The sequence below is a fragment of the Pseudodesulfovibrio piezophilus C1TLV30 genome, from assembly GCF_000341895.1.
In the GTDB taxonomy this organism is placed as follows: Bacteria; Desulfobacterota; Desulfovibrionia; order Desulfovibrionales; family Desulfovibrionaceae; genus Pseudodesulfovibrio; species Pseudodesulfovibrio piezophilus.
This window is the reverse complement of record NC_020409.1, coordinates 2,980,346-3,003,391: the sequence shown is the minus strand read 5'-3', so window position 1 is coordinate 3,003,391 and position 23,046 is coordinate 2,980,346. Positions and strand designations below refer to the sequence as shown.

Here is a 23,046-nt window from a genome sequence, read left to right as displayed (position 1 = left end):
AATGGATGAGAGAAAACTATGCCCACTCTTCGGCAAAGGACTCGGGAGCAACCAGCTTGTATCCACGTTCGGTCAAAGCAGCTCCCACTGCAGAGGTATCGTCACTGTCAATACGAACCACGACGATCCGACGCCCTTTATAGAAGAATGTACCCGTGGAAATAATGGAAATTTTCATATTTGCAATCACACCAGCCACTTCATAGAGGATACCTGAGCGGTCTTCGCATTCCAGAGCCAAACGACTCCCCCCCTCGCGGTATCCCATTTCCTCGGCCAGTACGTCGAGCAGTACACTTCGATTGATATAGCCGATCAGCTGTCCTTCGGTCCCCACCACGGCCAAACCGGCCAGGTTCATCTCATACATCATGTCTGCCGCACCCTCGATCTCGGTCTCCGGGGTCACGGTCTTGATATCAGTGCGATATATCTGGGCAACCGTCAGCTTGCTCAAGAGAAAAGATATCTCGTGTTTCTCCAGTGAGGTAATATGGCTTGGCAGAGCGGCGGAGATATCTTCCTTGCGCACGTAGCCGAGCAGCTTGCCCTCTTCGTCCACCACCAGGAGCATCCACAGCTTATTCTCTTCAAGCTGCTTTTGGGCATCCTTGACCAATGTGTCCGGGGTGACCTTGACGAAGTCGCGAAGCATTTTCAGTCCAACGTACATGGAATATCCTCCTTGGGAAGGGCGATAATGACACCTCAATCCCGCAATGTGTTTCTATCCGGGCTTCCTTACACGCTTTGCCCGGTTCCTGCAATGAATCCCGACCTGGCAGAAACCGGAATCACTGCATGTCTCTTCCTTCCTATCCGGCAGTGAAGAACAGCGAATAAAACCGTTTGATCATGGCCGCAGGCATCTCCGCATTCCAATGCCCTGTCGCCCTAGCCCAGCCCCAGAAGGCAAGCAGAGTAACAACGGCACCAATGCCTATCATCATCCATGGCACCGAGTACCGTCCGCCAACCGTGACATTCAGACACCCATCCACAGGACAATTACCGAGACACTCGGCGCACCCGATACATTCAGGGGATCGCACATGCTTTTTCTGCTGGACCCGAATACCGCCAGGGCAGCCCCGAGTACATTTCCCGCAGTCGATACAGGTCTCTTCATTTCGAGAGACAGTCGTGGGGCTGAAAAAGGCGAGGGCACCGAGCAACGCGCCATACGGGCAGAGGTATCGGCACCATGCGTATCTGAAAATCAACGTAAAAATGATGAGCACGGCGATAATGATCAACGAAAGAAGAGAGGGCGACATAAAAAAAGCGAGCATTTTGGCATCGGCAACAACATTAAAAGGAGTGCCGAGAAAAGACTGGACCGAAGCAAGCCCCATGGAAACAAAAACGGTATAAAGGAAAAACCCTGTCAGCAGATATTTGACGGAAAGGAGTGGATAGTCCACCCATTTGACCGGGATACGGGATAGGCCCATCTTCCGCCCTGCCCTGTCAAGAAGACCGGAAAGGAAACCAATCGGACAGATATATCCGCAAAAGCCTTTACGAAAAAGCAGCGCCATGACCAGCAAAGCCAAAAAGATCGTCAAGCCAGCCGGATGGACAGTATCCCAGAGCCCAGTCGTGATCCATTGCCTGAAACCAAGCAAGGCACTGATTGGCAAGAAACCTTCTACGGCACCGGGCTTGGGGGTAAAGACATCAGTCTTGTTCGTGGCCCAGGCCACAAATGCGGCAAAGCGAATACCAACGTAAATATTAAAAACGACGAAAACGGTTTGAATGACCAAACGGAAACGGGCCGGGGTTATGGTCGACTTCATGAGAGCAACTCCTTGTGAGAGCGGCCCTAACGCAAACTTTCCGGGCTGGCAATGATGTGCAAAACTCCGGCACTCTCAAGAACACCCGGACCGTATCCGAAGCCCCTTTCGAAAACCTACAATTCCAGCCCTTCCGGATCATCGGAAGGTTTGCCGTCTATGCCTCGAGGAGTCTTCAGCCAACGCAGTGCATACCAGACTCCTTCTCTGTCCAGCAGCTCCACCGCGAGGTAACCGTTGTCCTTCCATGTTTCCAATTGCCCCGAGACGAAAACAAACGGTTTATCCTGTTGAAACACTCTGTATTCATACTGTATTCCGTCACTCATAATTCCTCCTGCTCTTCATGCTCTCGCATCGACGCCGGGCCATCCCGAGCGCTCGCACGTATTCCGCCTTGATCGATCGTAAAATCCGGTCGCTTTCTTCCGTTGATGCATTGGCAGCCTCGTTAATCCAGTCATCGGTAACGTCATCGAAATCTTTTTTTGTCGCGTCAAAGAAACTCTCAGTCACTGATCCTTCTTGAGCTTCTGCGACCAATCGATCGAGTAAAGATACGATTGAGCCATAACGATCAGGACTTCTATCCGCCATAATATGCATGAAAAAGACAGCGCACGTCCTGGATAGAGAATTTACTTCGCGATTCAGATCCACGATGCTCAACCGGTTTTCCCTGATTTCCCTGGCCGAGGCCAAGGGCGTTGCCCGGTCAAGGAGAAAGCTTTGTGTGGCAACCGGTGCTCCAAGCCTCCCGCCGTCAAAAACCGGTATATCAACAGCGTGATACCCGAGAACAACAGGACGATCCAACGTCTCTCGCAGGCTCACGGCACTGGATGAACCGGACATGAAAGCCACCTCGCCCTTGGGCATCTGGTCGGCCGCTGCGGTCACGAGGTTTTGCATGACAAGCTCTGTCAAGCGCTCGGTCATGGTTGCATTGTCGGCAGTCGCGTTTCCCTCGGCTGATTCTGTATTGACGTTTACCCTGCCGCCAGTCTGGGAGTTTGAGAGAAGAGCTATGTCGAACTGCTGCGCCAAAAAGACCTTTGTGATAAGCCGAACGTAGAGGACGTTTTCATGGCCATCGACATATTCATCAAGCAATTCGCTTGCCTCCGGCCGCGCTGCCCAAGCTGTCACTTCCGGGTAGAGCACATCCACGGGAAGCCCCACACTATAGCTGTCCTTGATAGTCACCATGGCCAAAGCTTGAGATGCATGCAGGAAGGACAACCCAAGGGGTATCCCCTTGAGGGAAAGCCCCGCTCCCAGCGAAGCATCAGTCCCCACCTTGACCGTATAGGAAGGAAAAACGGCGAGAGGCCATTGCATTGAACGACCGCCCTTTGCGCCGTTCTGTTTTTCGATGAGACACATAAGCCGACCAAATTCGTCAGAAGAGTTCGCGCAGTCTCTCAAGGGTAACGAAGAGTTTGAGGACTGTCCCGAAGAAGCATTCGCCACAGAAACCTCTTTTTTAGGAGGAGCCGGGTACTCATTCAAATATCCTTCCCCGTAGAAATCCACATAATCCTTCTCCAATCCGCTGATTCGATGCAGATGGGTATCCATGGGCAAAAATCCTTTCTCTCTATACAGCGTCACTTCCTTTGCATGAGGCGCTCCGACCAGAAAGACGTCACCGGGCCGGATACTCTCCTCCAGAGGATAGATCGGGATGACCTGAGAGGCCCGGATCGTCATGCACCAATTCCGAGCGACATCCTCCATGCTCCTGTCATATTTATCTTTGGTACACGCACCAAGACAGCACGCGAGAACAACGACACACACGATTCGTCTGACTGCTTTCATGGCATCCCCCAATGCTTTTATGGATATATTCAACGCTACATGAAGAATCATGTATGTCAACACACTTTCATCGAAGATTCGACCAAACAGTCACGTATTTCAGGTTTTCAGCGATGCCAAAACCCGCTAGAACCATGAGCGGAGAGAATACATGGAAACAAATACCTTGAAAAACAATTTGCGCGGCCTGACCTTCGGAATTCCCTGGAATCTCATGCTGCTGACCTTCGGGTCGTTCCTCATCGCATTTTCCGTCAAAGCCGTTGCCGTGCCGCACGGTCTTCTGACCGGAGGCATGTCAGGGATTGCCCTGCTGTGCTATTATGTCTTCGGCGGCCTGACCACCGGGCAATGGTATCTGTTGCTCAACCTTCCGGTATTTGTTCTGGGCTGGGTTTTCGTCAGCAAACGCTTCTTTTTCTATTCACTCTTCGGCATGTTCATGACATCGATTTTCATTGACCTGATTCCATGGACACTCCCCATTGATGATGTCTGGCTGGCTGTGCTGACAGGTGGAGGACTTCTCGGTGCCGGAGTTGGAGTGGCCCTGCGCTCATTGGGGTCCACCGGCGGATCAGACATTCTGGCGGTTATCTGCAAGGAAAAATTCAATATGTCCATGGGGTCATTCGAATTCTGGTTCAACATGATCGGATTCGTAGGCGGCTTCGCCTTCCTCAACATGCACATCGTTCTCTATTCCATTGCCATGACCTTTATCACGGCATTGGCCATTGAATATATTCTTGGCATGTTCAGTGAACGTATGATGTGTGTGATCATCTCTGATCACCATGAAACAATCCGCAGAGCCATCCTTGATGACATGGACCGAGGAGTGACCATCCTCGACGGCACGGGAGGCTGGTCCGGTGACCCCAAAAAGGTTATCCTGACTATGATCTCGGCCATGCAACTCAAAGAACTGGAAGAGCTTGTCTATACCATCGACAATGATGCATTCTTTATTATGGGCTCGGGTTTTCATGTCCTGGGCCAGGGATTTTCAGCAAGAAAGGTCTATTAGATGTTCACCCCGGCAAAAAAAGACATGTCACGCCCAAGGACTATCGGATTGCTGACAGACTTCGGTTTGTCAGACCCCTACGTGGGCCAGATGAAGGCAGTTCTCAATAAAAAGGCTCCTGCGTGCCCTGTCCTTGACATTTCTCATGGTGTTCAACCATTCAATGTGCCTCAAGCCGGTTTCTTTCTGGCTGCCAGCTACTGCCATTTTCCCAAGGACGCCGTGATCCTGAGTGTTGTTGACCCCGGAGTGGGGAGTGACCGCAAGATAGTTGGACTCCAACTTGATGAACGACTCCTCATCGCACCGGACAATGGTTTGCTCTCCCTCGCACTGGAAACGTCATGGGCAAAGGAAATCCACGCCTTTGACTTATCGCAGGCCATGGTTGCGCCCAAAAAAATTTCACATACCTTTCACGGACGGGATGTCTTTTCACCTCTGACTGCTTGGCTCGCCCTGGGAGGCGACCCCAAGGGGCTTGGCGGCGAAATCGATCCGTCCACCCTTGTTTCCTGCGCATGGTCACGCCCTGATGTCGTTCAAGGCAGGGCCATAGCCCATGTCCTGCATACCGACCGCTTCGGCAACTGCGTGCTCAACCTGGAGGCAGGAAGCCTTGGAACGCCGGTGGAGTTGAACATGACCTCGCCATCCATCGGTCCCCTCGCCTACGTTACCACATACGCCGACATGCCCAAAGGTGCCCCCGGACTCCTTGAAGGCAGCCAGGGGTTCCTGGAAATAGCGGTCAATCAGCGATCCGCAGCAAAGGAATTCGGCCTCTCCATCGGCGATAAAGTCACTCTGACCTGGGAGAAGTAAATGCAGTTCATTCGCAATTTTTTCGACACGCTCGGCTTTCTCACCCGCCTTGCCCCGGCCCGCATCATCCCTGAAGAAACAATGAACCGTTGCATGCGTTTCATGCCTGCGGTCGGCCTGGTACTCGGTTTCATTGTCGTACTCCCCTTCTGGCTCGGTCTTTTTTCCGGCTCCCCATGGGTTCAGGCATGGCTCATGGTCATGCTCAATATCACCCTGACCCGCGGGCTGCACTTCGATGGGCTGGGCGATGTCTGCGATGCCGTGACCACTCATACCGATCCAATCCGATTCTGGGTAGTCATCAAAGATAGCCACACAGGTGCATTCGGCGTCATCGGTTTGATTTCCATCATCGGCGGCGAGGGTATCCTATTCCATGAAATGATCACGGCCGGAGCCTTTACCACCATCATCTGGACATTCATGCTCGGCCGAGCCGCCTGCGTGGGACTGGGGTACATGGTGCGCCATCTGACCCGTCCGGGACTCGGCAAACTTTACATCGACGGTGCAACCCTGCCCGTTGCCCTCGTGGCCGGGGCACTCACAACCTTTCTCGGATTCTTTCTCGCTGGCTTCGGGACGACCATTGTCGGCATCTTCTTCGCTTCCTGCGCTCTCTATTTCCTGCATAGGTTAGCCGAACACGTTGGCGGTGCTAATGGAGATTTCCTCGGTTGTGCCGTCCTGCTGGGAGAAGTCGCAGCCGGACTCGGTTTCGCACTGCTCGTCTAATTCTTCTTGGCGAGACAATATGAACAGACGGCTATAGAGCGACTTTCCCCTTGCAGGAGGACAGACCGTCGAGCGACAAGCCTCTCCCAATAAAGTCCTTCGTCTCTTGAATAAGAGATTCGGAGCTTGGCAAGATGCTGTCTACACCGTACCGTGAGACACTCAAAAAAATCACGGAGGTTGCATGCGGCATCATCTCTCCATTCTCTTGGTGACAGTTCTTATTCTCTTTCCGGGTTGCGCTCCCAAGATCAAACTCTTTTCTGCGCAACCCACTGATCCGCTCCGGGAAGTTGTTCTGGAGGGCCATGGGGAAGACAAACTAGCTCTGATTCATCTGACAGGGGTCCTAACTTCACAGCCGAAAACCGGCACATTCCGCCCTTCGCCCAGTCAGGTGCAGGAATTGGTCAGTTCCCTGGAACTGGCCGCATCCGACTCATCTGTTCGAGGTATCGTGATCGCCATCAATTCGCCCGGAGGCACAACAACTGCATCGGATATCCTTTATCACGAGATCACTGAATTCAAGAAACGGACAAAAAAAACTGTTGTTGCCGCGCTGTTCGATGTCGCTGCAAGCGGAGGGTATTATGCAGCCCTCCCTGCGGACTGGATCATAGCCCACCCAACCACCATTACCGGCTCTGTCGGCGTGATATTCATGCGCCCCAAACTGCACGAGCTGTTTGATAAAATCGGCATCGGTGTGGAAGTCTCCAAGTCGGGAGAGGACAAGGACATGGGGTCGCCTTTCCGCCCCTCCACTCCTGAGGAAACCGCTCTGTTTCAAACCATTATCGAGAAATATGCCGATCGATTCCACAGCCTGGTTGTCCAGCATCGCCACCCGACACCGGCTCATATGGCTCTGATCAAGTCTGCAAGAGTCTTCACGGCAGATCAGGCTAGGGAGATCGGCCTCATCGACCAGATCGGATATATTCAAGATGCCTTTGGTAAAACCCGAGAACTCGCACACCTGCCAGTTGATGCCACGATTGTTACATACCGCCGAGACACCTATCCCAACGATAACCCATACAACACCATGACCGCGACCGAAATCGGAAAACTCGACATGCTCGGTCTTGATGTTGGTTTTCTTGCTCCGCCACAAGCCGGATTCTATTATGTCTGGCCTCAGGGAATGACACATTAGATCGCTCATATGACGCGAACCAAAGCCCCCCAGCTTCCATGTTGCGGGGCTTTTCTCTTTACCGTAGGGTAACGGCTTCATTCAGCCCACAAGGAGAGAGCATGCAACTGATTTCATCACAAATGACCGGATATATCGAACGCGCTTCATGGATTCGCAAGATGTTTGAAGAAGGTATCCGCCTGAAAAAAGAATTCGGCGAAGACAACGTTCACGACTTCAGCCTTGGCAACCCGGATCTGCCACCGCCCTCCACCATCAAGGAGGCCCTTGCCGAATTGGCCGAACAGGCCGATCAGCCATTCTTTCTTGGGTATATGCCGAACTTCGGATACCCTGATGTGCGCACCCGCCTGGCAGAGGAAGTGTCCAAAGAACAGGGCGTCAACGTTCCCGCCGAGTGCCTTGTGATCACATGTGGAGCTGCCGGTGCGCTGAATTCAGTCTTTCGTGCCGTACTCGAACCTGGTGACGAAATCCTGACCCCTGCCCCGTTCTTTGTGGAGTATGGCTTTTACGCCGACAACCACAGCGCCACGCTCAAGCCCATCCCATCCAAACCATTGACCTTTGAACTGGATCTTGAGGCCATTGACGCCGCCATTAACGACAAAACCCGCGTGGTCCTCATCAATTCACCGAACAATCCCACCGGAGCAGTCTATAGTCGAGAGCAACTGGACGCCCTGGCTGCCATTCTCGAAAAGCATAATGCACAACGGGAACGCCCGATCTACATTCTCTCCGACGAACCGTATCGATTCCTCGCCTTTGATGATGTGAATGTGCCAAGCCTGCTGGATGTATACACCTACTCCATTGTCTGCTCTTCATTTTCCAAAAATCTGAGCATGGCTGGCGAACGCATCGGCTATGCACTGGTGAATCCGGCCATCAAAGGCAAGGAACCGCTCATCGGTTCTATTATCATGGCAAACCGTATCCTCGGTTTCGTCAATGCACCAGCATTGGCACAGAAACTTCTCGGCAAAGCACTCGGCAGTTCCGTTGATATCTCCATCTATGACGCTCGCCGAAAAGCCATGGCAGCTGTGCTTGATCATGCAGGTTTCAAATACACCATGCCCAAAGGCGCTTTCTACTTTTTCCCCGAAGCACCGGGAGGGGACGACGTCAAGTTTTGCGCCCTTTTGCAGGAAGAAAAGATTCTGGCAGTCCCTGGCTCCGGCTTTGGCTGTCCCGGATACTTCCGGCTCGCCTTCTGCGTGGGAGAAGATATCATCCTGCGGGCCAAAGATGCTTTTGCACGCGCCATGAAAGCCCACAGCGAACGATAGAATCCCCGAGGAATTCCTTCTTCCATTCGCCCCTAGTCATTTGAAAGAAACAAGAAAGCGCCCCTTGAATTAAAATTCAAGGGGCGCTTTCTTATCTTCACACACATCGGCCACCCCGGATCAGGAAAGGCCAACAAACCTATCAAAAACGTTCTGCTCTTGCAGGTACGCAGCATATCTTCAAAATCATACTTTTTTATGCCGTCACCACCGGGTCAGGGAGATCAAGCATGGGGGCAATGATTTCATTCATGGCTTTCCCAGTAGCGGTATCACGATGAACTTTCATGAAGGGAAATCCTTCGTCACCGGAATGGGCAACTGCCGGGTCCATGGGAATCTTGCCCAGAAATCTGACACCCGCTTCCTTGGCAAGATCTTCACCACCGCCGGAATTGAATATGTTATGCACCTTGCCACAATCGGGGCAGGCGAAACCGGACATGTTTTCCACAAGACCGAAGACCCTATTACCAACCTGTCCCACAAAAGAAAGTGAACGGCGAACATCATCAATCGCCACGCCCTGCGGGGTGGTAACGACAACGGCCATGGCCGTGGGTCCGAGTGTCTGCAAAGTGGAAAGAGGTTCATCTCCCGTTCCGGGAGGGCAATCAACCACAAGGTAATCGAGATCGCCCCACATGACATCTTCAACAAACTGCTTGATCAGTCCGACCTTCACCGGGCCACGCCAGATGACAGCTTGCCGATCATCTTCAAGCAAAAAGCCGAGTGACATCACAGAAAGATTCTTGCTCCAGGGCACCGGCTCCATCGTCTGATCCCCCATATGCGGGCGCTGTCCCTTGAGAGAGAGAAGCCGAGGGATACTTGGACCATGGACATCCACATCCAGAAGACCAACTTTTTTCCCGGCCAGGGAAAGGGCTACTGCTATATTGGCAGCAACCGTGGACTTCCCCACTCCGCCTTTGCCTGACATGACCACAATCTTGTGTTTAATGCGGCCAAGTGTTTTCTGAAGCTTCTCGTCACCGGGCTGGTCACACCCGGAAGCGCTGGAACAGCCGCCCTCCGGGGTGGCTGAAGCGCATCCACTGCACTCGCTCATAATTTTTCTCCTGAAATAAGGCGGTGAAAACCGCCGTTGTCTATCATTGGGGTACCGCCAAAAAACGGGTTTCAAGCGATCTGAGAGAGATAAACATCGTTGATGCAATGTCAAATAACTGAACCAAGAGGGGAGAAATAGCCGCCCCACTTTCGCTGAGTCTCCTGAGAGGGGTCCTCTCGGGCTGCGGAAGCTCCCCACTTCTCGCCACATTGCCGCCCAACCGTATCTATGCATCCGGGCATCACCAAAGCGAAAAGCGAATTCTCGGCAAAGCGCATCAGCACCTCATCGATATGCCCGGTTAACCAAGGGACGACAATGACGCCGTTCTCCTCCAGCCGGGTCAGGGTCGTGGAACAGATCGCGCCACAGACAAAGAATAATACCCCGCAGGCCAATATGGCGGATGTCCTGTCCATAGGGTCCTTTGAGGGAAGGGATAGGAGGCCTGCGGGGTAAATTTTATCATTACGAATTTCAAATAACTTGTACTCGTCCGCATTTTCGCAAACAGAGGCCAACCGGTCCTGATAACACGCCAAACAGAGTAATGTCGCGGAGGATGTTTTCATAGCCCACTCCAATCCGGCAGGACCCGCCAGCGGATACACGTTAGCATGGAGTATGCCAATGAACAAATCGTTACATTACAGCACACTACAGAATGATGATATATAATTAATGGCGAATATTGCGCCCGTTTTGCACAAAAAAGACTTATTCTTCGTCTTCTGGGCATCTTGACAACATGCGCCGTAAAGTATCCTTGGAAATCTTGAGTTCGCGGCAAGTGGCCATTTTCCGACCATGGTTCCGCTTGAGCGCCTGAGACGCAGCTCGGCATTTGATCTCTTCCATGGTCCCATGCAACCCCCCTGCCCCCTGTGTCATCCGTGAGGCCGCCTGGAGGTATTCCGGCAGATGTTCCGTCTGAATGAAACCGGACGGACAGAGGATAAAACCATATTCAAGGATATTTTCCAGTTCACGAACGTTGCCGGGGAAATCGTGCCGCATCAGAATGTGTAACACATCCTCACTGACTCCTTCCACAGCCCGCCCCTGAACTGCATTGAATTCGGCCACGAAATGATCAATGAGTATGGGAATATCCTCCCGCCTTTCTGCAAGGGCGGGGAGATCGAGGGTCACAACATTGAGCCGGTAGTACAAATCCTGTCTAAATGTCCCTGCCGCGACCATAGCTTCCAAATTCTGATGCGTCGCGGCCACGATGCGGACATCGGCTGAAATGGTTTCCAACCCGCCAAGAGGTTCAAAAGTCCGCTCCTGAAGGAACCGAAGGAGCTTAACTTGAACAGGAGCCGCCATATCACCGATTTCATCCAAAAAAACCGTGCCCCCTTCAGCCATTTCCAACCGGCCTGGCTTGTCAGTTCGAGCATCGGTAAATGCACCGGCCCTATAGCCGAAGAGTTCCGACTCCAACAAGGTATCGGGTAACGCTCCGCAATTGACAGCAACAAATGGTTTTTCCTTGCGAGGGCTGAGATTGTGTATAGCTCTGGCGAACAATTCTTTGCCAGTGCCGGACTGCCCCAGAACCAGCACTGTGGCCGTACTTTGACTGACCTGCGGTAAAATGCGAAAAATTTTATCCAGCCCTTCGCTGCGTCCGACGATATCTTCAAAGCTATAAAGATCCCTGACCTTTCGCCGCATGACATGAATTTCAGTCAGGTCACGGAAAGTCTCGACTCCACCCACGACTTCTCCATTACCGTTACGCAAGGGCGACGCTGAGATGGAAACCGGGAGCTTGGTCCCGTCACTCTTGATGATAAAAATGGATTTATTGACGATGCGCCCACCTTTTCTGACACATTCATCGATGGCGCATTGCCCGTCGCACAGGCTGGACCGAAAAACATCCCAACACTTATGCCCAAGAGCTTCCTCCGCTCTGATGCCAGTGATGCGCTCGGCGGACTCATTGAAATACGTGACGTTCCAGTCCACATCCACCGTGAACAGGCCATCGGCAATGGAGGCAAAAACATCCTCAAGCGGAAGATTTTCGGGAAATGACATACCCGCACACTACGCCAGGGGTATGGGGATGCCAATGGGGAAAATGCCTAAATCGGGCGGGAATTCCTCCCGGTGGGCGAAAAAAACTCCCGAAAACCTGTTGTTTTCGGGAGCATATCCTTGCACAAGCGAGAGCTAAGACGCTTTTTCCGCCCTCTTTTCGCGTAACCAGGCATACCATGCTTCCATGTTTTCACCGGTCCGGGCTGACATGGGCATCACTTTGATGTCCTTGTTCAACTTGGTTGCGTGTTTCGTCGCTTTCTCCAGATCAAAATCAACATAAGGCATCAGATCGATCTTGTTCAGCAACATGATGGCTGAGATGTGAAACATGAGAGGGTATTTCTCAGGCTTGTCATCACCTTCGGCCACCGACAGTAAAGTCACTTTGTAATCCTCGCCAACCTCGAATTCGGCCGGACAGACAAGATTGCCCACATTTTCCACAAAGAGGATATCAACTCCATCGAGATCAAGGGCCTTGATGGCATCGAGCACCATGCCGGAATCCAGGTGACAACCGCCTTCAGTATTGACCTGCACGGCTTGCGCGCCAGTAGCCGCCACTCTTTGGGCATCGTTGTCTGTCTGCAAATCGCCCTCGATGACCGCCATCTTGAATTCGTCCTTCAAGTCGGTCAATGTACGCTCCAACACAGTGGTTTTTCCTGCCCCTGGAGAACTCATTAAATTCAGGCAAAGAATATTTTTTTCACGAAATATGTTTTTGAGTTCTTCGGCAAGCCTGTCGTTTGCTTCGAGAACATTGCGAACAATGGTGACTTCCTGAGACATGGGGTTCCTCCTCCCGCTCTTATTGCTGATCATCGATTTCTATGGAATCGATAAGCATTTCTTTCCCTTGTAAAACGGTATGACCGATTAACTGATCACATTTCGGACATGGCATACACCGGGTATGCTCTGGCGAAAACTCTTCACCACAGTCTCCGCACGCCACCCGAATGGGAATTTCGATAACCTCTAACTCTGCTCCGTCAAATTCCCCACCCGGTGTGAGCGCCTCCCAGGCAAACTTGAGGGATTCTGTGACAATCCCGGCGAGTGCGCCGTTTTTGATGACCACTTTCTTGAGCCTCTGACCGTCATATTTGACCATTTCCTCGCGCAGGATGCCGAGTATGGACTGAACTATGGACATTTCATGCATGGGACATTCGATTACCCCATAAATCAGGAGGCGGCAAGAGCGTTTGCGGGAGGAACCGCCAACACTTGACAAATCCAGCTGAGAGAATACATTTGCCTCAACTTGTTCTCAGGGCGGGGTGGAAGTCCCCACCGGCGGTAATCTGGTTTGCCAGAAAGCCCGCGAGCGCTCCTTCGGGTGAAGGAGGTCAGCAGACCCGGTGTAACTCCGGGGCCGACGGTAACAGTCCGGATGAAAGAGAATATGACAGTCATACCCCGCCGCGCCATGATGCGCGACAGCGGCTTCGCGCCCCTCCGGGCTGTGTCGTTTACTGTCTTTCCTTGCGCCCTGATTCACTCATCTTCTACATTCAGGAGATTCACGATGAATCAGTCTCTACTCAACCAGTTCGGCACTCCCACCGAACGTGTCGAAAATGCTCTGTGTGCCCTCCGCGAGGGCCGTGGAATCCTTGTTACCGACAACGAGGACCGCGAAAATGAGGGCGACCTCATCTTTGCAGCAGAAACACTCACCAATGAACAAATGGCACTTTTGATACGCGAATGCAGCGGGATTGTCTGCCTCTGCCTGACTGATGACAAGGTTCAGTCACTCGGTTTGCCCATGATGGTCGAAAACAACAGCAGCCAGTATCAAACAGCCTTCACCATCTCCATCGAAGCGGCTTGCGGTGTCACGACTGGAGTTTCAGCTGCTGACAGGGTGACAACCATCAAGGCGGCCATCGCTGCTGAAGCCAGCCCTGCCGACCTTGCCAGCCCCGGTCATGTTTTCCCCTTGCGCGCCCGTGCTGGCGGCGTGTTGGAGCGAGGTGGGCATACAGAAGCCTCCGTGGACATGGCACGGCTTGCTGGATTTGCACCGTGTGGCGTTTTGTGTGAAGTCACCAATCCCGACGGCACCATGGCGCGCCTTCCTGAAATCGTGACCTTTGCCAAACAACACGGCCTGCCCGTATGCACAGTGGACGACATCGTCGCTTATCGTAAAGCTACAGAAGTTTTGAACAAAAATGCGGCTGCATAAATCAGCCCCAGACTTCACGATCAAGAGCCGTGGGAAGCGCTGGATTCTCCCCAGAGAACCACTATTTCCCCGTTCCGAACACACAGAGTAATCTTGATAGGCAACTCTCTGAAAGTCATTTTTCAGAGAGTTGCCTCAGGCTGACCGAAACTCGTAGAAGACAGTTCTGGTGCATGAGGAGGAAAGTCATCAGGCTTTCCCCCCAGGAGCATCCCTCTTTCGCGAACCAGTGAAAACAGGTAGGGTTTGGCATGTCTAAATACATGAAACACTGCCTCTCATTTATCGGACTGCTGGTTATCGGGAGTTTCCTGGCCTTCCTGTACACTTGTATCGAAGGAGTGGCCGGTTTTGCCGGTCGCATTTCACCCGCATTTGAACCATGGGTTTTCTGGTGCCTTTTCGCCATGGTATCCGGTATGATCTTATGGTTGGCCAGCATCGCTTTTTTTCGCCCCAAACCACTGCTTGTCTACGCCAATCCGACACATGAAGATATGCGAGCCTTTCGTGCTGCATTGCTGCGCCGCCTGAGAAAGAATCGCCACCTGAGGGATGCCGAGGTCGTGATCAATGATGAGCACGACCTTGAAGCCGGATTGGCTGTCCTTCGGGAAAAAGCGAACGAAGAGATACGGACCACGGCCAAACAGGTTTTCATCGGGAGTGCGATTTCTCAAAACGGCCGACTGGATACACTCATAGTGCTGTTTCTGATAACGCGAATGACATGGCGGGTGGCCAAGCTTTACCACCAAAGGCCCCATTATCGGGAGTTGATCAACTTATATGCGAATATTGCGGCAACATCATTCCTGGCAGGAAGCCTTGAAGAATTCGGAATCGAAGATTTTATCGGCGAACTGATGGGGCCTTTGGTTGGCGGGTCAGCCATTGGCGCGGTTCCGGGTGCTCAGGCAATTTCGGGGATAATTACCGCCTCGATCCTGACCGGTTCGACCAATTGTTTATTGGCACTACGGTGTGGGATTGTGGCTCGTGAGTATGTCGCATTGAACCTGAACACAAAGGGCGCAATGCGTCGAGCCGCAACAGGTGAGGCCTCACGCATGTTTGTTTCCATGAGTGCTGAAACCGTTACTTTTGTGACCAAAGCGCTGGTTCGTGGTGCGACCGGAGCGGTCAAAACCGGATCGGCAAAAGCGGTCCGAGGCGTGAAAGAGACAGCGACCGGCACCGCAGGAGCCGTTGGAGGCGGAGCTCGCCGGATGGGAAAGAGCGTCAAGGACGCTGCATCAACTTCAGCCAGCATGGTTGGAGTCAGTGCACGAAAGATCGGTGGAGGAACGAAAAAAGCGGTTCGGTCAGTGGGACACGGGGTAGGAAAAGGGACACAAGCTGTCAGGAAAGCCGCTGAAAGAACTGCCAAGAATGCAATTTCCACAGGGCATCGTGTTGCTACCGGGAGTCGACGAGTCGTTGAAAATGGACATCGAATAGGAACTGAGACGGCCAAGGCATGCTGCAACGCAGCCAAGGCCGGGAAAAAATCGGCATCACACATGTCACGCATGTTACAACGTATCAAAGCATGGCGTAAGGAGTAGACAATTCCTCTTCGGATAGTGTCTATTAGGATATTAGAACCTTTGCTCATGGATTTGCGAAGAACCGTATCCACTAAGATTAAAGAGGAACACGCCGATGAGGTGGTGGTATCTCCCCATCCTGCTCTTAATACTGCATGCTCCCCCGACACACGCGGAGTCTATTCGTGTCGTGACCGAAACATGGCCACCATATACGTACAGCAAAAATGGCGAAATATCTGGCGTTGTCACTGAAATAATACGCGCCGCGCTCGATCAAAGCAGGTTGAATTATACCATCGAATTGTACCCGTTTGCCCGAGCCTATACCATGGCGCGCGACGGCGAAAATATCCTCATTTACAGCATCCTGAAACTCCCTTCCCGCAGTAAGAGCTTCAAATGGATCAAGATAGATGGCCTGAGTATCGACATGTATCTTTTCAAACCCCAATACAGGACTGATATCACGATCAGGAACCTCGCCGATGCCAAAAGGTTTCGCGTGGGAGTCACGCGACAGACCTCCACACACCACTACTTGCTTTCCAAAGGGTTTATCGAAGGCGTGAATCTCTTCCCGGTCAACAGCGAACAGCAGAACGCCATGAAATCCCAACCGGAAACCATGCGGATCGACCTGACAACAGGGGACCGGCTCTCACTGGCCTGTTGGCTCAAAAAGGCCCAATTGCACCCCGAATACTGGGTGGAGCAGCTCCCCCTTTTTAAGGAAGATCTCTACATGGCCTTTGGGACCGCCACCTCTGATGAAATTGTCAACCGGGTTCGGCGAGCTTTCAGAGATATTCGTAACTCCGGCAAGTTGGCTGATATCATTGCGCAGTACCATGGCCTCTTTGGTCCAAAGCTCCCTGCCACCAAAACGAGAAAAGCCCCCTTGCGGAGGCCTTGATTTTCTCAGTGCAAATAAAAGGAAGATACTTTCTTATTAGCATCTTCCGTGCCACATCTTCTCAAAAAACCAAAATAAAAATATATCACCTATATATCAGATAGTTACTGAAAATAAACTTCTCATGTCCACTTCCGCCCCATAAAGCGAACAGTACAAAAAATTCAACTTTCTCCGATTGAGTAAGGAGCCAGGCCCATTTTTTGTACCTCCCCGTTGACATGATTTTTCAGCTCGTCCCTAGTTCCGAGCACGAGATTTTCCATCACTGAACAAACCTTTTGGGTTCTGAGAAGAAAAACAGGACAGCCTCTCGGGGTGGCACAAAAAAAGATCAGAACCAAACGCACTTGTAGGACGATTGATTCTGATCTTTCTTTGGAGCACCACCCTCGTGATCCTACCTGCCTCGGAAGAAAATTCAGAGGCACTTTTGAGAGATGCTTACCGGAACATGGTTCCGATACGATCAAGACGGATATCGGTGAGAGATCCCCAAGACCAGTAGATAATAAGTGCTTTACCGACAATCTTCTCTCGCTTCACGGTTCCCCACCAGCGGGAATCGAATGAGCCTTCTCGATTGTCACCCATCATGAAGTAGCGGCCTTCCGGCACAGTTACCGGGCCAAAGTTGTCACGCACAGGCAAATTCTTGGCATCAGTGTGCAGGACATACGGTTCGTCCAGCGGCTGGCCATTGATATAAACGACTTTGTTGCGAACTTCCACGGTTTCACCGGGCAAGCCTATGATACGCTTGATGTAATCCTTGGACTCATCCTGCGGGAATTTGAAAACGATGATGTCACCGCGTTCGGGATCACTGGTTTTGTAAAGGACTTTGCCGTCGGTGGTATCAAGCCATATGTCGGACGGCAAACGGACATCATATGCAAACTTGCTCACCAGCAGGTGATCACCGATTTGAAGGGTTTCCAGCATGGAACCAGATGGAATCTTGAATGCCTGGACCACAAAGGCACGGATGACAAAAGCCAGAAGAAGCGCCACGACGATAGCTTCGAGAGTGTCGCGGAATGATTTCATGGAATCGTTGGTCATTGGTTATTTCCTGGTATGGTGAAATCAGATTCGGAAACCGCCTAGGCGGCAATGTCGGGTGATTTCGTTTCCGACGGCCGAAGGGACTCCCCTTCAGACCTCCTTGTGCATCACATGAATCGATTAATCTTCGTCAGCCTTCAGCACAGAAAGGAAGGCTTCCTGTGGGATTTCGACGTTCCCCATGCGACGCATTCGTTTTTTCCCCTCTTTCTGTTTCTCCAGCAGCTTTCTTTTACGCGAGATATCACCACCATAGCATTTTGCCGTAACATCCTTTCGGAATGGGGCATTACGCTCCTTGGCGATAATCTTGTTGCCGATGGCGGCCTGAATGACCACCTCGAACATCTGTCGCGGTATGGACCGCTTGAGCTTGAGAGCCAGCGAACGACCCGTGCGTGCCGAATTTTCCCTGTGAACAATACAGGAAAAAGTATCGACAGGATCGCCGTTGATCAGGATATCGAGGCGTACCAGATCGGCCTCTCGGTAGTCGATGATCTCGTAGTCAAGGCTGGCATAGCCCTTGGTGGAGGACTTCAGCTTGTCGAAGAAATCGTACATGACTTCGGCAAAAGGCATTTCATAAGTGATGACCACACGGTTTTCCGTGATGTAGGCCATATTCTTCTGAATACCACGTTTCTCCTCGCACAGAGCCAGCACCGCGCCAACAAACTCATTGGGCACATGCACTTCCAAATGCGCATACGGCTCGCGAATGGAGTCGATTTTACTCGGATCGGGCAGCTTACTCGGATTATCGATGCTCAAGATATCGCCAGCGATTGTCTTGACCTCGTAAATAACCGAGGGAGCCGTGGTAATGAGCTTGGCTTCAAATTCCCGTTCCAACCGCTCCTGAATGATCTCAATGTGCAGCAGCCCAAGGAACCCACAGCGAAATCCGAACCCGAGAGCCTGCGATGTCTCCGGCTCATAACTGAACGCGGCATCGTTAAGCTGGAGTTTCTCCAGTGCGGCCTTAAGGGTTTCGTATTCACTTGGCTCGATGGGATACAATCCAGAAAAGACCATGGGCTTGACCGGTTTAAAACCGGGATACGGCTCACTGACAGGCCGCTCTGCGTGAGTGATGGTATCACCCACAGGCGCGTCACCCAATTCTTTCATGGAGGCGCACAAGAATCCGACTTCGCCCGGCCCCATGGCCTTGATGTCCACTGCTTCCGGCATGAATGCACCGAGGCGGGTGACCTCGAAATTCTTGCCAGTGGAGAAAATCTTGATTTGATCACGCTTCTTGATTGTCCCGTCAAGAAGACGAAAAAGGACGACCACGCCCTGATACGAGTCATACCAGGAATCAAAGATAAGAGCTTTGAGCGGAGCGTCAGGGTCCCCCTTGGGGGCAGGCAGCAAGTGAATGACTGCATCCAGAACATCCTGAACATTGAGGCCCGTTTTGGCGGAAACCGCAATGGGATTGGTGCAATCCAGGCCGATCACATCTTCGATCTCACGGCTGATCCGCTCGGGATCGGCACTGGGTAGGTCTATCTTGTTGAGAACAGGAATGACTTCCAGATCATTATCAAGGGCAAGATAGACATTCGCCAAGGTCTGCGCTTCGACACCCTGCGTGGCGTCGACCACCAGGAGGGCTCCTTCGCAGGAGGAAAGAGATCGCGAGACTTCATAACTGAAATCGACGTGACCGGGTGTATCGATGAGATTGAGAATATACTTCTGCCCATCGCTATCGGTGTACGGGATGCGCACAGTTTGCGCCTTGATGGTGATACCACGTTCACGTTCCAGATCCATCTTGTCCAGATACTGATCTTTTTTTTCCCTATCCCCAACCATACCGGTGAGTTCAAGGATGCGATCAGCCAATGTCGACTTACCGTGGTCGATATGGGCGATTATGCTGAAATTACGTATTTTATCGATATTGCTCATAATTCTCATTGTGAGTGAAATTTTTCTCCGGGCATGGGGAAAGACGCCGAATCACGGCGTGTGGGGAAGCTTGTAAGGCATTTGAGAGAGGTTGTCTAATACATATACTATGGGGAAAGAGGAAGTCGTGGACATTGGGGCTCTCTCCAAAACAGGAGCGGCATGGGAAAGATTCCTCACTTCCGACACCCGGCACAACACACCGGGCTTTCCCCAGCGCCCCGATACCCATTGCATCCCTTTTCTGTTCACGATAGGGTCTATTCCGTATATTTTTGCGACCATCCAATCTTTTTCCCTTGCAGGCTTATGCGATTCACCCTTGCTTTTACCTTTTTCGTCCTTTTCCTTCCGATACTCTCGGCTGGAGCGGCGGACTATGATTACCCATTTGACAATCCGTACAAAGCCACTGTCTATGGCACACCGCCAGAGAGTCGCTATAGAGTGAGCAATCCGGTCAAACCGGAAATCCGGTCCCTCCGAATAGAAGGCCGTCAGGTTCCGAATGTCTTCTCGTACAGCCGCGACATGTATTATACAACGGCCCTGCAAGACACGGCTGCCCCACTACTTTTTCTCATTGCCGGAACCGGAGCCGAGCACAATTCTCTGAAAATGGCATTCCTGACTCAAGTCTTCCATGAGGCCGGATTTCATGTGGTGGCTTTGTCGTCTCCAACCCATATGAATTTCATTGTCAGTGCATCCGAGCACGGGGTTCCCGGCTATGTCCCATACGACGTAGCAGATTTATACAAGGTCATGCAGTGGATCAAGACAGATGTGGAAAAGGAATGTGACATAACCGGATACTCCATGGCCGGGTACAGTCTCGGCGCTCTGCATGCCGCCTTCATAGCCCATGCGGATTCCACGCTGAAGGATTTTGGCTTTCAGAAAGTGCTCATGATCAATCCGCCCGTGTCCCTCTACAGTTCGGTCACACGGCTTGATGCATGGCTGACAGACGAAAACCTCGGCGATACAACGGTCCGGGAGCAGATCGAAAAAGTCATTGACCGCTTTTCAGAATACTACAGAACCGCTGATGTTACCGACCTCGATGATGACTTTCTCTACCGCATGGTGACCCGTGTAAATTTCCGGGACAAAGACCTCAAGACACTTATCGGAGGCGCTTTCCGCACCTCATCCGCTTCCATGATCTTTGCCTCAGATGTCTGTCTACGGGCGGAATACCTCGTTCCCCCTCAGGACTATCCGCTCAAAACGGGCACATCATTACTGCCGTATGCCCAGCAGGCATTTGACGTTCGATTTGAAGAGTATCTGGATGAATACCTGCTCCCGTTCATCCAATACATGAAGCCGGGACTGGACAGGAGGACAGTGTTGCGACAGTGCAGTCTCAAGGATATCAGCGAATACCTCAAGACGACCGACAAGATAGTCCTTATCGGCAATCGGGATGATGTCATTCTTGACAGGGATGATTTACGGTTCATCGAAAATACTTTCGGCTCGCGGGCCTTTCTATTCCCCACCGGTGGACACTGCGGCAATATGAGACATCCTGCCTTTGTCGAAACCATGGTTCGGATGGTGCGCCCATGAAACACCTCAAGCCCCATCTTGCCTTCATATTTGCGGTGATGCTCCTGCTCGGGGCATGTGGTCCCAAAACCATGACGACCATTGACCCCATGTCGAATCTGCAACCCACAGGTTTCAAGACACAGGTTCACCGCTGGCCCACTGAAGATTCCCGATCGCTCAGGTTCCTGGATGTTTACGATCCATGGGAGCCGATGAATCGGAATTTATATGAATTCAATGCCAATGTGGATGAATATGTTCTGATTCCTGCGACGAAAGCCTACCGACTGGTTCTTCCCTCCCCGGTCCGGACTGGCGTGAGCAATGTCATCAACAACCTCCACGAGGTGCCTGTTCTGGTCAACTGCCTCCTCCAAGGGAAATTGGAAAAATCTTTCATCACGATTTCCCGAATCCTGATCAACACAACCTTTGGCGTCGCAGGTATATGGGACCAGGCATCCAAGGCAAAATCCCTACCCCGCCAGCAGGAAGACATAGGCCAGACTCTGGGCTTCTGGGGAGTGGGCAACGGTCCCTACTTCGTCATGCCGGTCATCGGGCCATCCAATCTCAGAGATGCCGCAGGCTATGGTGGTGACACGCTCCTCCAATATCTGGAGATGCAGTACATTTACAGAGCCATTGGCGTTGATGACACCACTGCCCGAAGCTTGACTGAACAGCTTGTGCGGGGCATCAATCTTCGAGCCAACACACCGTTCAGATATCACTCGACAGGCTCTCCCTTCGAGTATGAAATGGTCCGCTTCATTTATACGAAAAAACGGGAACTGGATATCAAGCGTTAACACGCACGAGGGCCACATGAAAAATCAGTTCAATCTGTTTTTTCATGTGGCCCTCGTCCGGTTATGACGAAAGAACTTACGGCATCATCGGAGCCATGGGTACCCCTTCATCAATATCGAGACCGCAGATCAGGTTGGCGTTCATCAGAGCCTGTCCCGATGCCCCACGACAGAGGTTGTCGATGGCAGACAGGATGACCAACCGCCCCGTGCGGGGATCGACAACCAGCCCGATATCGCAGAAGACCGTCCCACGGACAAAACGGGTCTCGGGCAACTGCCCTTTGGGCATGACACGGACCAACGGTTTATCCGCATAGTAATCCGTATAGACTGCATGAACCTCATCCAAAGACAGATCAGCAGTCAGCTTCGTGTAAATGGTCGACAAGATGCCGCGATCAACAGGAAGCAGATGGGTATTGAAGGAAACGGTTATGGGCGTGTTTGCAATCTTGGAAATTTCCTGCTCGATTTCCGGTGTATGCCGATGAGTGGGCAGCCCGTAGGCGCGGAAGGAGTCGTGCACTTCACAAAAGAGTGTCCCTATACTCTTGCCGCGCCCTGCACCTGAAGCACCGGACTTGGCGTCAATCACGATATCGTCCGAACGGACAATGCCCCGAGCAAGCGCCGGAGCCAGTCCGAGAATGGATGACGTGGGATAACATCCGGGATTGGCGATAAGACGCGCGCCCATGATTTGATCAAGATAGAGTTCAGGCAGACCGTACACCGCCTCGGACAACAGGCCGGCTCTGGTGTGTTCCGTCGCGTACCATTGCTCATAGGTGTCCTTGTCATTGAGGCGAAAATCAGCCGAAAGGTCAACGACTTTCACGCCTTCTTCAAGTAAGGTCGCAGCAATTTCCATGGCTGTTTTATGCGGAACAGCTAGAAAAACCACATCACATTCCGCAGCAAGATCAGCCGGGTCCGGTTGAGTAATAACCAGATCACCAAGAGGAAGCCTGTTCAGAAACGGATAAATTTCGGCAAGGGATTTACCCGCCTCGGACCGGGAAGTCACCCGAACGAGCTCCATGGATGAATGATGCACCATGAGCCGTGCCAATTCCATACCGGTGTAGCCGGTCACACCGACCAATCCGGCTTTGATAGTCTGAGCCATTATTCTTCCTTCATTTGCAAAGGCCATGGAGCAGGAGAACATACTCCTCGGCAAAGATGTTCCCATG

22 protein-coding genes and 1 riboswitch are annotated in these 23,046 nt (G+C 52.0%); of the genes, 10 read left to right on the top strand and 12 right to left on the bottom strand.

The features are described from left to right. Window positions 1-16: 16 nt before the first annotated feature. The 4 genes from BN4_RS13985 to BN4_RS13970 all read right to left on the bottom strand — a co-directional run bounded on the left by BN4_RS13985 (window position 17) and on the right by BN4_RS13970 (window position 3,626). The gene (locus BN4_RS13985) at window positions 17-673 is read right to left on the bottom strand and encodes a CBS domain-containing protein (protein ID WP_015416058.1); all 657 of its coding nucleotides are present in this window, start codon (window positions 671-673) and stop codon (window positions 17-19) included. A 142-nt stretch (window positions 674-815) separates the two neighbouring features. Beyond that, a complete protein-coding gene (locus tag BN4_RS13980; protein ID WP_015416057.1) occupies window positions 816-1,802 on the bottom strand; it encodes a 4Fe-4S binding protein in 987 nt (328 codons plus the stop codon). A gap of 116 nt (window positions 1,803-1,918) precedes the next feature. Beyond that, complete coding sequence (locus BN4_RS13975; RefSeq protein ID WP_015416056.1) at window positions 1,919-2,131, bottom strand: hypothetical protein; 213 nt, start codon at window positions 2,129-2,131, stop codon at window positions 1,919-1,921. After that, window positions 2,124-3,626 carry a hypothetical protein gene (locus BN4_RS13970; protein ID WP_157871400.1) on the bottom strand — a complete coding sequence of 501 codons (1,503 nt, stop codon included), beginning with the start codon at window positions 3,624-3,626 and terminating at the stop codon, window positions 2,124-2,126. The genes BN4_RS13975 and BN4_RS13970 overlap by 8 nt, the downstream gene beginning before the upstream one ends. A gap of 151 nt (window positions 3,627-3,777) precedes the next feature. Between BN4_RS13970 and BN4_RS13965 the strand changes: the two genes are divergently transcribed. The 5 genes from BN4_RS13965 to BN4_RS13945 all read left to right on the top strand — a co-directional run bounded on the left by BN4_RS13965 (window position 3,778) and on the right by BN4_RS13945 (window position 8,679). Next, window positions 3,778-4,656, top strand: coding sequence for a YitT family protein (locus BN4_RS13965; RefSeq protein ID WP_015416054.1), 879 nt, complete (start codon window positions 3,778-3,780; stop codon window positions 4,654-4,656). A 24-nt stretch (window positions 4,657-4,680) separates the two neighbouring features. Then, window positions 4,681-5,481: an SAM hydrolase/SAM-dependent halogenase family protein gene (locus BN4_RS13960; RefSeq protein WP_041721110.1), complete on the top strand. Its 801-nt coding sequence runs from the start codon at window positions 4,681-4,683 to the stop codon at window positions 5,479-5,481. After that, window positions 5,482-6,219, top strand: a complete 738-nt coding sequence (locus tag BN4_RS13955; protein ID WP_015416052.1) for an adenosylcobinamide-GDP ribazoletransferase — start codon at window positions 5,482-5,484, stop codon at window positions 6,217-6,219. 184 nt (window positions 6,220-6,403) lie between these two features. Next, on the top strand, window positions 6,404-7,381 hold the full coding sequence (gene sppA, locus BN4_RS13950; protein WP_015416051.1) for a signal peptide peptidase SppA: 978 nt from the start codon (window positions 6,404-6,406) through the stop codon (window positions 7,379-7,381). A 101-nt stretch (window positions 7,382-7,482) separates the two neighbouring features. Continuing rightward, the gene (locus tag BN4_RS13945) at window positions 7,483-8,679 is read left to right on the top strand and encodes a pyridoxal phosphate-dependent aminotransferase (RefSeq protein ID WP_015416050.1); all 1,197 of its coding nucleotides are present in this window, start codon (window positions 7,483-7,485) and stop codon (window positions 8,677-8,679) included. 196 nt (window positions 8,680-8,875) lie between these two features. Here the strand turns inward: BN4_RS13945 and BN4_RS13940 are convergent, their stop codons facing one another. From BN4_RS13940 to BN4_RS13920, 5 genes are all read right to left on the bottom strand, one after another. After that, the gene (locus BN4_RS13940; protein WP_015416049.1) at window positions 8,876-9,754 is read right to left on the bottom strand and encodes an Mrp/NBP35 family ATP-binding protein; all 879 of its coding nucleotides are present in this window, start codon (window positions 9,752-9,754) and stop codon (window positions 8,876-8,878) included. 110 nt (window positions 9,755-9,864) lie between these two features. Further along, window positions 9,865-10,329 carry a NifB/NifX family molybdenum-iron cluster-binding protein gene (locus tag BN4_RS18185; RefSeq protein ID WP_015416048.1) on the bottom strand — a complete coding sequence of 155 codons (465 nt, stop codon included), beginning with the start codon at window positions 10,327-10,329 and terminating at the stop codon, window positions 9,865-9,867. 145 nt (window positions 10,330-10,474) lie between these two features. After that, window positions 10,475-11,809 carry a sigma-54 interaction domain-containing protein gene (locus BN4_RS13930; protein WP_015416047.1) on the bottom strand — a complete coding sequence of 445 codons (1,335 nt, stop codon included), beginning with the start codon at window positions 11,807-11,809 and terminating at the stop codon, window positions 10,475-10,477. A gap of 135 nt (window positions 11,810-11,944) precedes the next feature. Then, window positions 11,945-12,607, bottom strand: a complete 663-nt coding sequence (gene hypB / locus BN4_RS13925) for a hydrogenase nickel incorporation protein HypB (RefSeq protein WP_015416046.1) — start codon at window positions 12,605-12,607, stop codon at window positions 11,945-11,947. A 19-nt stretch (window positions 12,608-12,626) separates the two neighbouring features. Beyond that, window positions 12,627-12,983, bottom strand: a complete 357-nt coding sequence (locus BN4_RS13920) for a hydrogenase maturation nickel metallochaperone HypA/HybF (protein ID WP_015416045.1) — start codon at window positions 12,981-12,983, stop codon at window positions 12,627-12,629. A gap of 100 nt (window positions 12,984-13,083) precedes the next feature. Next, window positions 13,084-13,230: riboswitch (FMN riboswitch) on the top strand. Between the two features lie 119 nt (window positions 13,231-13,349). Between BN4_RS13920 and ribB the strand changes: the two genes are divergently transcribed. The 3 genes from ribB to BN4_RS13905 all read left to right on the top strand — a co-directional run bounded on the left by ribB (window position 13,350) and on the right by BN4_RS13905 (window position 16,481). Further along, window positions 13,350-14,015, top strand: a complete 666-nt coding sequence (gene ribB / locus BN4_RS13915) for a 3,4-dihydroxy-2-butanone-4-phosphate synthase (RefSeq protein WP_015416044.1) — start codon at window positions 13,350-13,352, stop codon at window positions 14,013-14,015. A gap of 251 nt (window positions 14,016-14,266) precedes the next feature. Continuing rightward, entirely contained in the window at window positions 14,267-15,583 is a 1,317-nt protein-coding gene (locus tag BN4_RS17310; RefSeq protein WP_015416043.1) for a DUF697 domain-containing protein, read from the top strand. A 172-nt stretch (window positions 15,584-15,755) separates the two neighbouring features. Continuing rightward, on the top strand, window positions 15,756-16,481 hold the full coding sequence (locus BN4_RS13905; protein ID WP_231856543.1) for a substrate-binding periplasmic protein: 726 nt from the start codon (window positions 15,756-15,758) through the stop codon (window positions 16,479-16,481). Between the two features lie 444 nt (window positions 16,482-16,925). On the opposite strand, the gene lepB is transcribed toward BN4_RS13905, so the two are convergent. After that, on the bottom strand, window positions 16,926-17,546 hold the full coding sequence (gene lepB, locus BN4_RS13900) for a signal peptidase I (RefSeq protein WP_015416041.1): 621 nt from the start codon (window positions 17,544-17,546) through the stop codon (window positions 16,926-16,928). 123 nt (window positions 17,547-17,669) lie between these two features. After that, window positions 17,670-19,475 (bottom strand): translation elongation factor 4, encoded by a 1,806-nt coding sequence (gene lepA, locus BN4_RS13895; RefSeq protein WP_015416040.1) that lies wholly within the window; start codon window positions 19,473-19,475, stop codon window positions 17,670-17,672. Between the two features lie 309 nt (window positions 19,476-19,784). Between lepA and BN4_RS13890 the strand changes: the two genes are divergently transcribed. After that, entirely contained in the window at window positions 19,785-21,053 is a 1,269-nt protein-coding gene (locus tag BN4_RS13890) for an alpha/beta fold hydrolase (protein WP_041720415.1), read from the top strand. Further along, window positions 21,050-21,847: an MlaA family lipoprotein gene (locus BN4_RS13885; protein WP_015416038.1), complete on the top strand. Its 798-nt coding sequence runs from the start codon at window positions 21,050-21,052 to the stop codon at window positions 21,845-21,847. The genes BN4_RS13890 and BN4_RS13885 overlap by 4 nt, the downstream gene beginning before the upstream one ends. A 76-nt stretch (window positions 21,848-21,923) precedes the next feature. On the opposite strand, the gene argC is transcribed toward BN4_RS13885, so the two are convergent. Further along, entirely contained in the window at window positions 21,924-22,979 is a 1,056-nt protein-coding gene (gene argC, locus BN4_RS13880) for an N-acetyl-gamma-glutamyl-phosphate reductase (protein ID WP_015416037.1), read from the bottom strand. Window positions 22,980-23,046 lie beyond the last annotated feature (67 nt).

Excerpts from the sequence above, each read along its gene's own strand:
- BN4_RS13955 (WP_015416052.1), top strand. The coding sequence starts at position 5,482 with ATGCAGTTCATTCGCAATTTTTTCGACACGCTCGGCTTTCTCACCCGC.
- BN4_RS13985 (WP_015416058.1), bottom strand. The coding sequence starts at position 673 with ATGTACGTTGGACTGAAAATGCTTCGCGACTTCGTCAAGGTCACCCCG.
- BN4_RS13930 (WP_015416047.1), bottom strand. The coding sequence starts at position 11,809 with ATGTCATTTCCCGAAAATCTTCCGCTTGAGGATGTTTTTGCCTCCATT.
- BN4_RS13940 (WP_015416049.1), bottom strand. The coding sequence starts at position 9,754 with ATGAGCGAGTGCAGTGGATGCGCTTCAGCCACCCCGGAGGGCGGCTGT.
- BN4_RS13980 (WP_015416057.1), bottom strand. The coding sequence starts at position 1,802 with ATGAAGTCGACCATAACCCCGGCCCGTTTCCGTTTGGTCATTCAAACC.
- BN4_RS13885 (WP_015416038.1), top strand. The coding sequence starts at position 21,050 with ATGAAACACCTCAAGCCCCATCTTGCCTTCATATTTGCGGTGATGCTC.
- BN4_RS13960 (WP_041721110.1), top strand. The coding sequence starts at position 4,681 with ATGTCACGCCCAAGGACTATCGGATTGCTGACAGACTTCGGTTTGTCA.
- lepB (WP_015416041.1), bottom strand. The coding sequence starts at position 17,546 with ATGACCAACGATTCCATGAAATCATTCCGCGACACTCTCGAAGCTATC.
- BN4_RS13970 (WP_157871400.1), bottom strand. The coding sequence starts at position 3,626 with ATGAAAGCAGTCAGACGAATCGTGTGTGTCGTTGTTCTCGCGTGCTGT.
- BN4_RS18185 (WP_015416048.1), bottom strand. The coding sequence starts at position 10,329 with ATGAAAACATCCTCCGCGACATTACTCTGTTTGGCGTGTTATCAGGAC.
- sppA (WP_015416051.1), top strand. The coding sequence starts at position 6,404 with ATGCGGCATCATCTCTCCATTCTCTTGGTGACAGTTCTTATTCTCTTT.
- lepA (WP_015416040.1), bottom strand. The coding sequence starts at position 19,475 with ATGAGCAATATCGATAAAATACGTAATTTCAGCATAATCGCCCATATC.
- BN4_RS17310 (WP_015416043.1), top strand. The coding sequence starts at position 14,267 with ATGTCTAAATACATGAAACACTGCCTCTCATTTATCGGACTGCTGGTT.
- BN4_RS13890 (WP_041720415.1), top strand. The coding sequence starts at position 19,785 with ATGCGATTCACCCTTGCTTTTACCTTTTTCGTCCTTTTCCTTCCGATA.
- hypB (WP_015416046.1), bottom strand. The coding sequence starts at position 12,607 with ATGTCTCAGGAAGTCACCATTGTTCGCAATGTTCTCGAAGCAAACGAC.
- BN4_RS13945 (WP_015416050.1), top strand. The coding sequence starts at position 7,483 with ATGCAACTGATTTCATCACAAATGACCGGATATATCGAACGCGCTTCA.
- ribB (WP_015416044.1), top strand. The coding sequence starts at position 13,350 with ATGAATCAGTCTCTACTCAACCAGTTCGGCACTCCCACCGAACGTGTC.
- BN4_RS13920 (WP_015416045.1), bottom strand. The coding sequence starts at position 12,983 with ATGCATGAAATGTCCATAGTTCAGTCCATACTCGGCATCCTGCGCGAG.
- argC (WP_015416037.1), bottom strand. The coding sequence starts at position 22,979 with ATGGCTCAGACTATCAAAGCCGGATTGGTCGGTGTGACCGGCTACACC.
- BN4_RS13975 (WP_015416056.1), bottom strand. The coding sequence starts at position 2,131 with ATGAGTGACGGAATACAGTATGAATACAGAGTGTTTCAACAGGATAAA.
- BN4_RS13965 (WP_015416054.1), top strand. The coding sequence starts at position 3,778 with ATGGAAACAAATACCTTGAAAAACAATTTGCGCGGCCTGACCTTCGGA.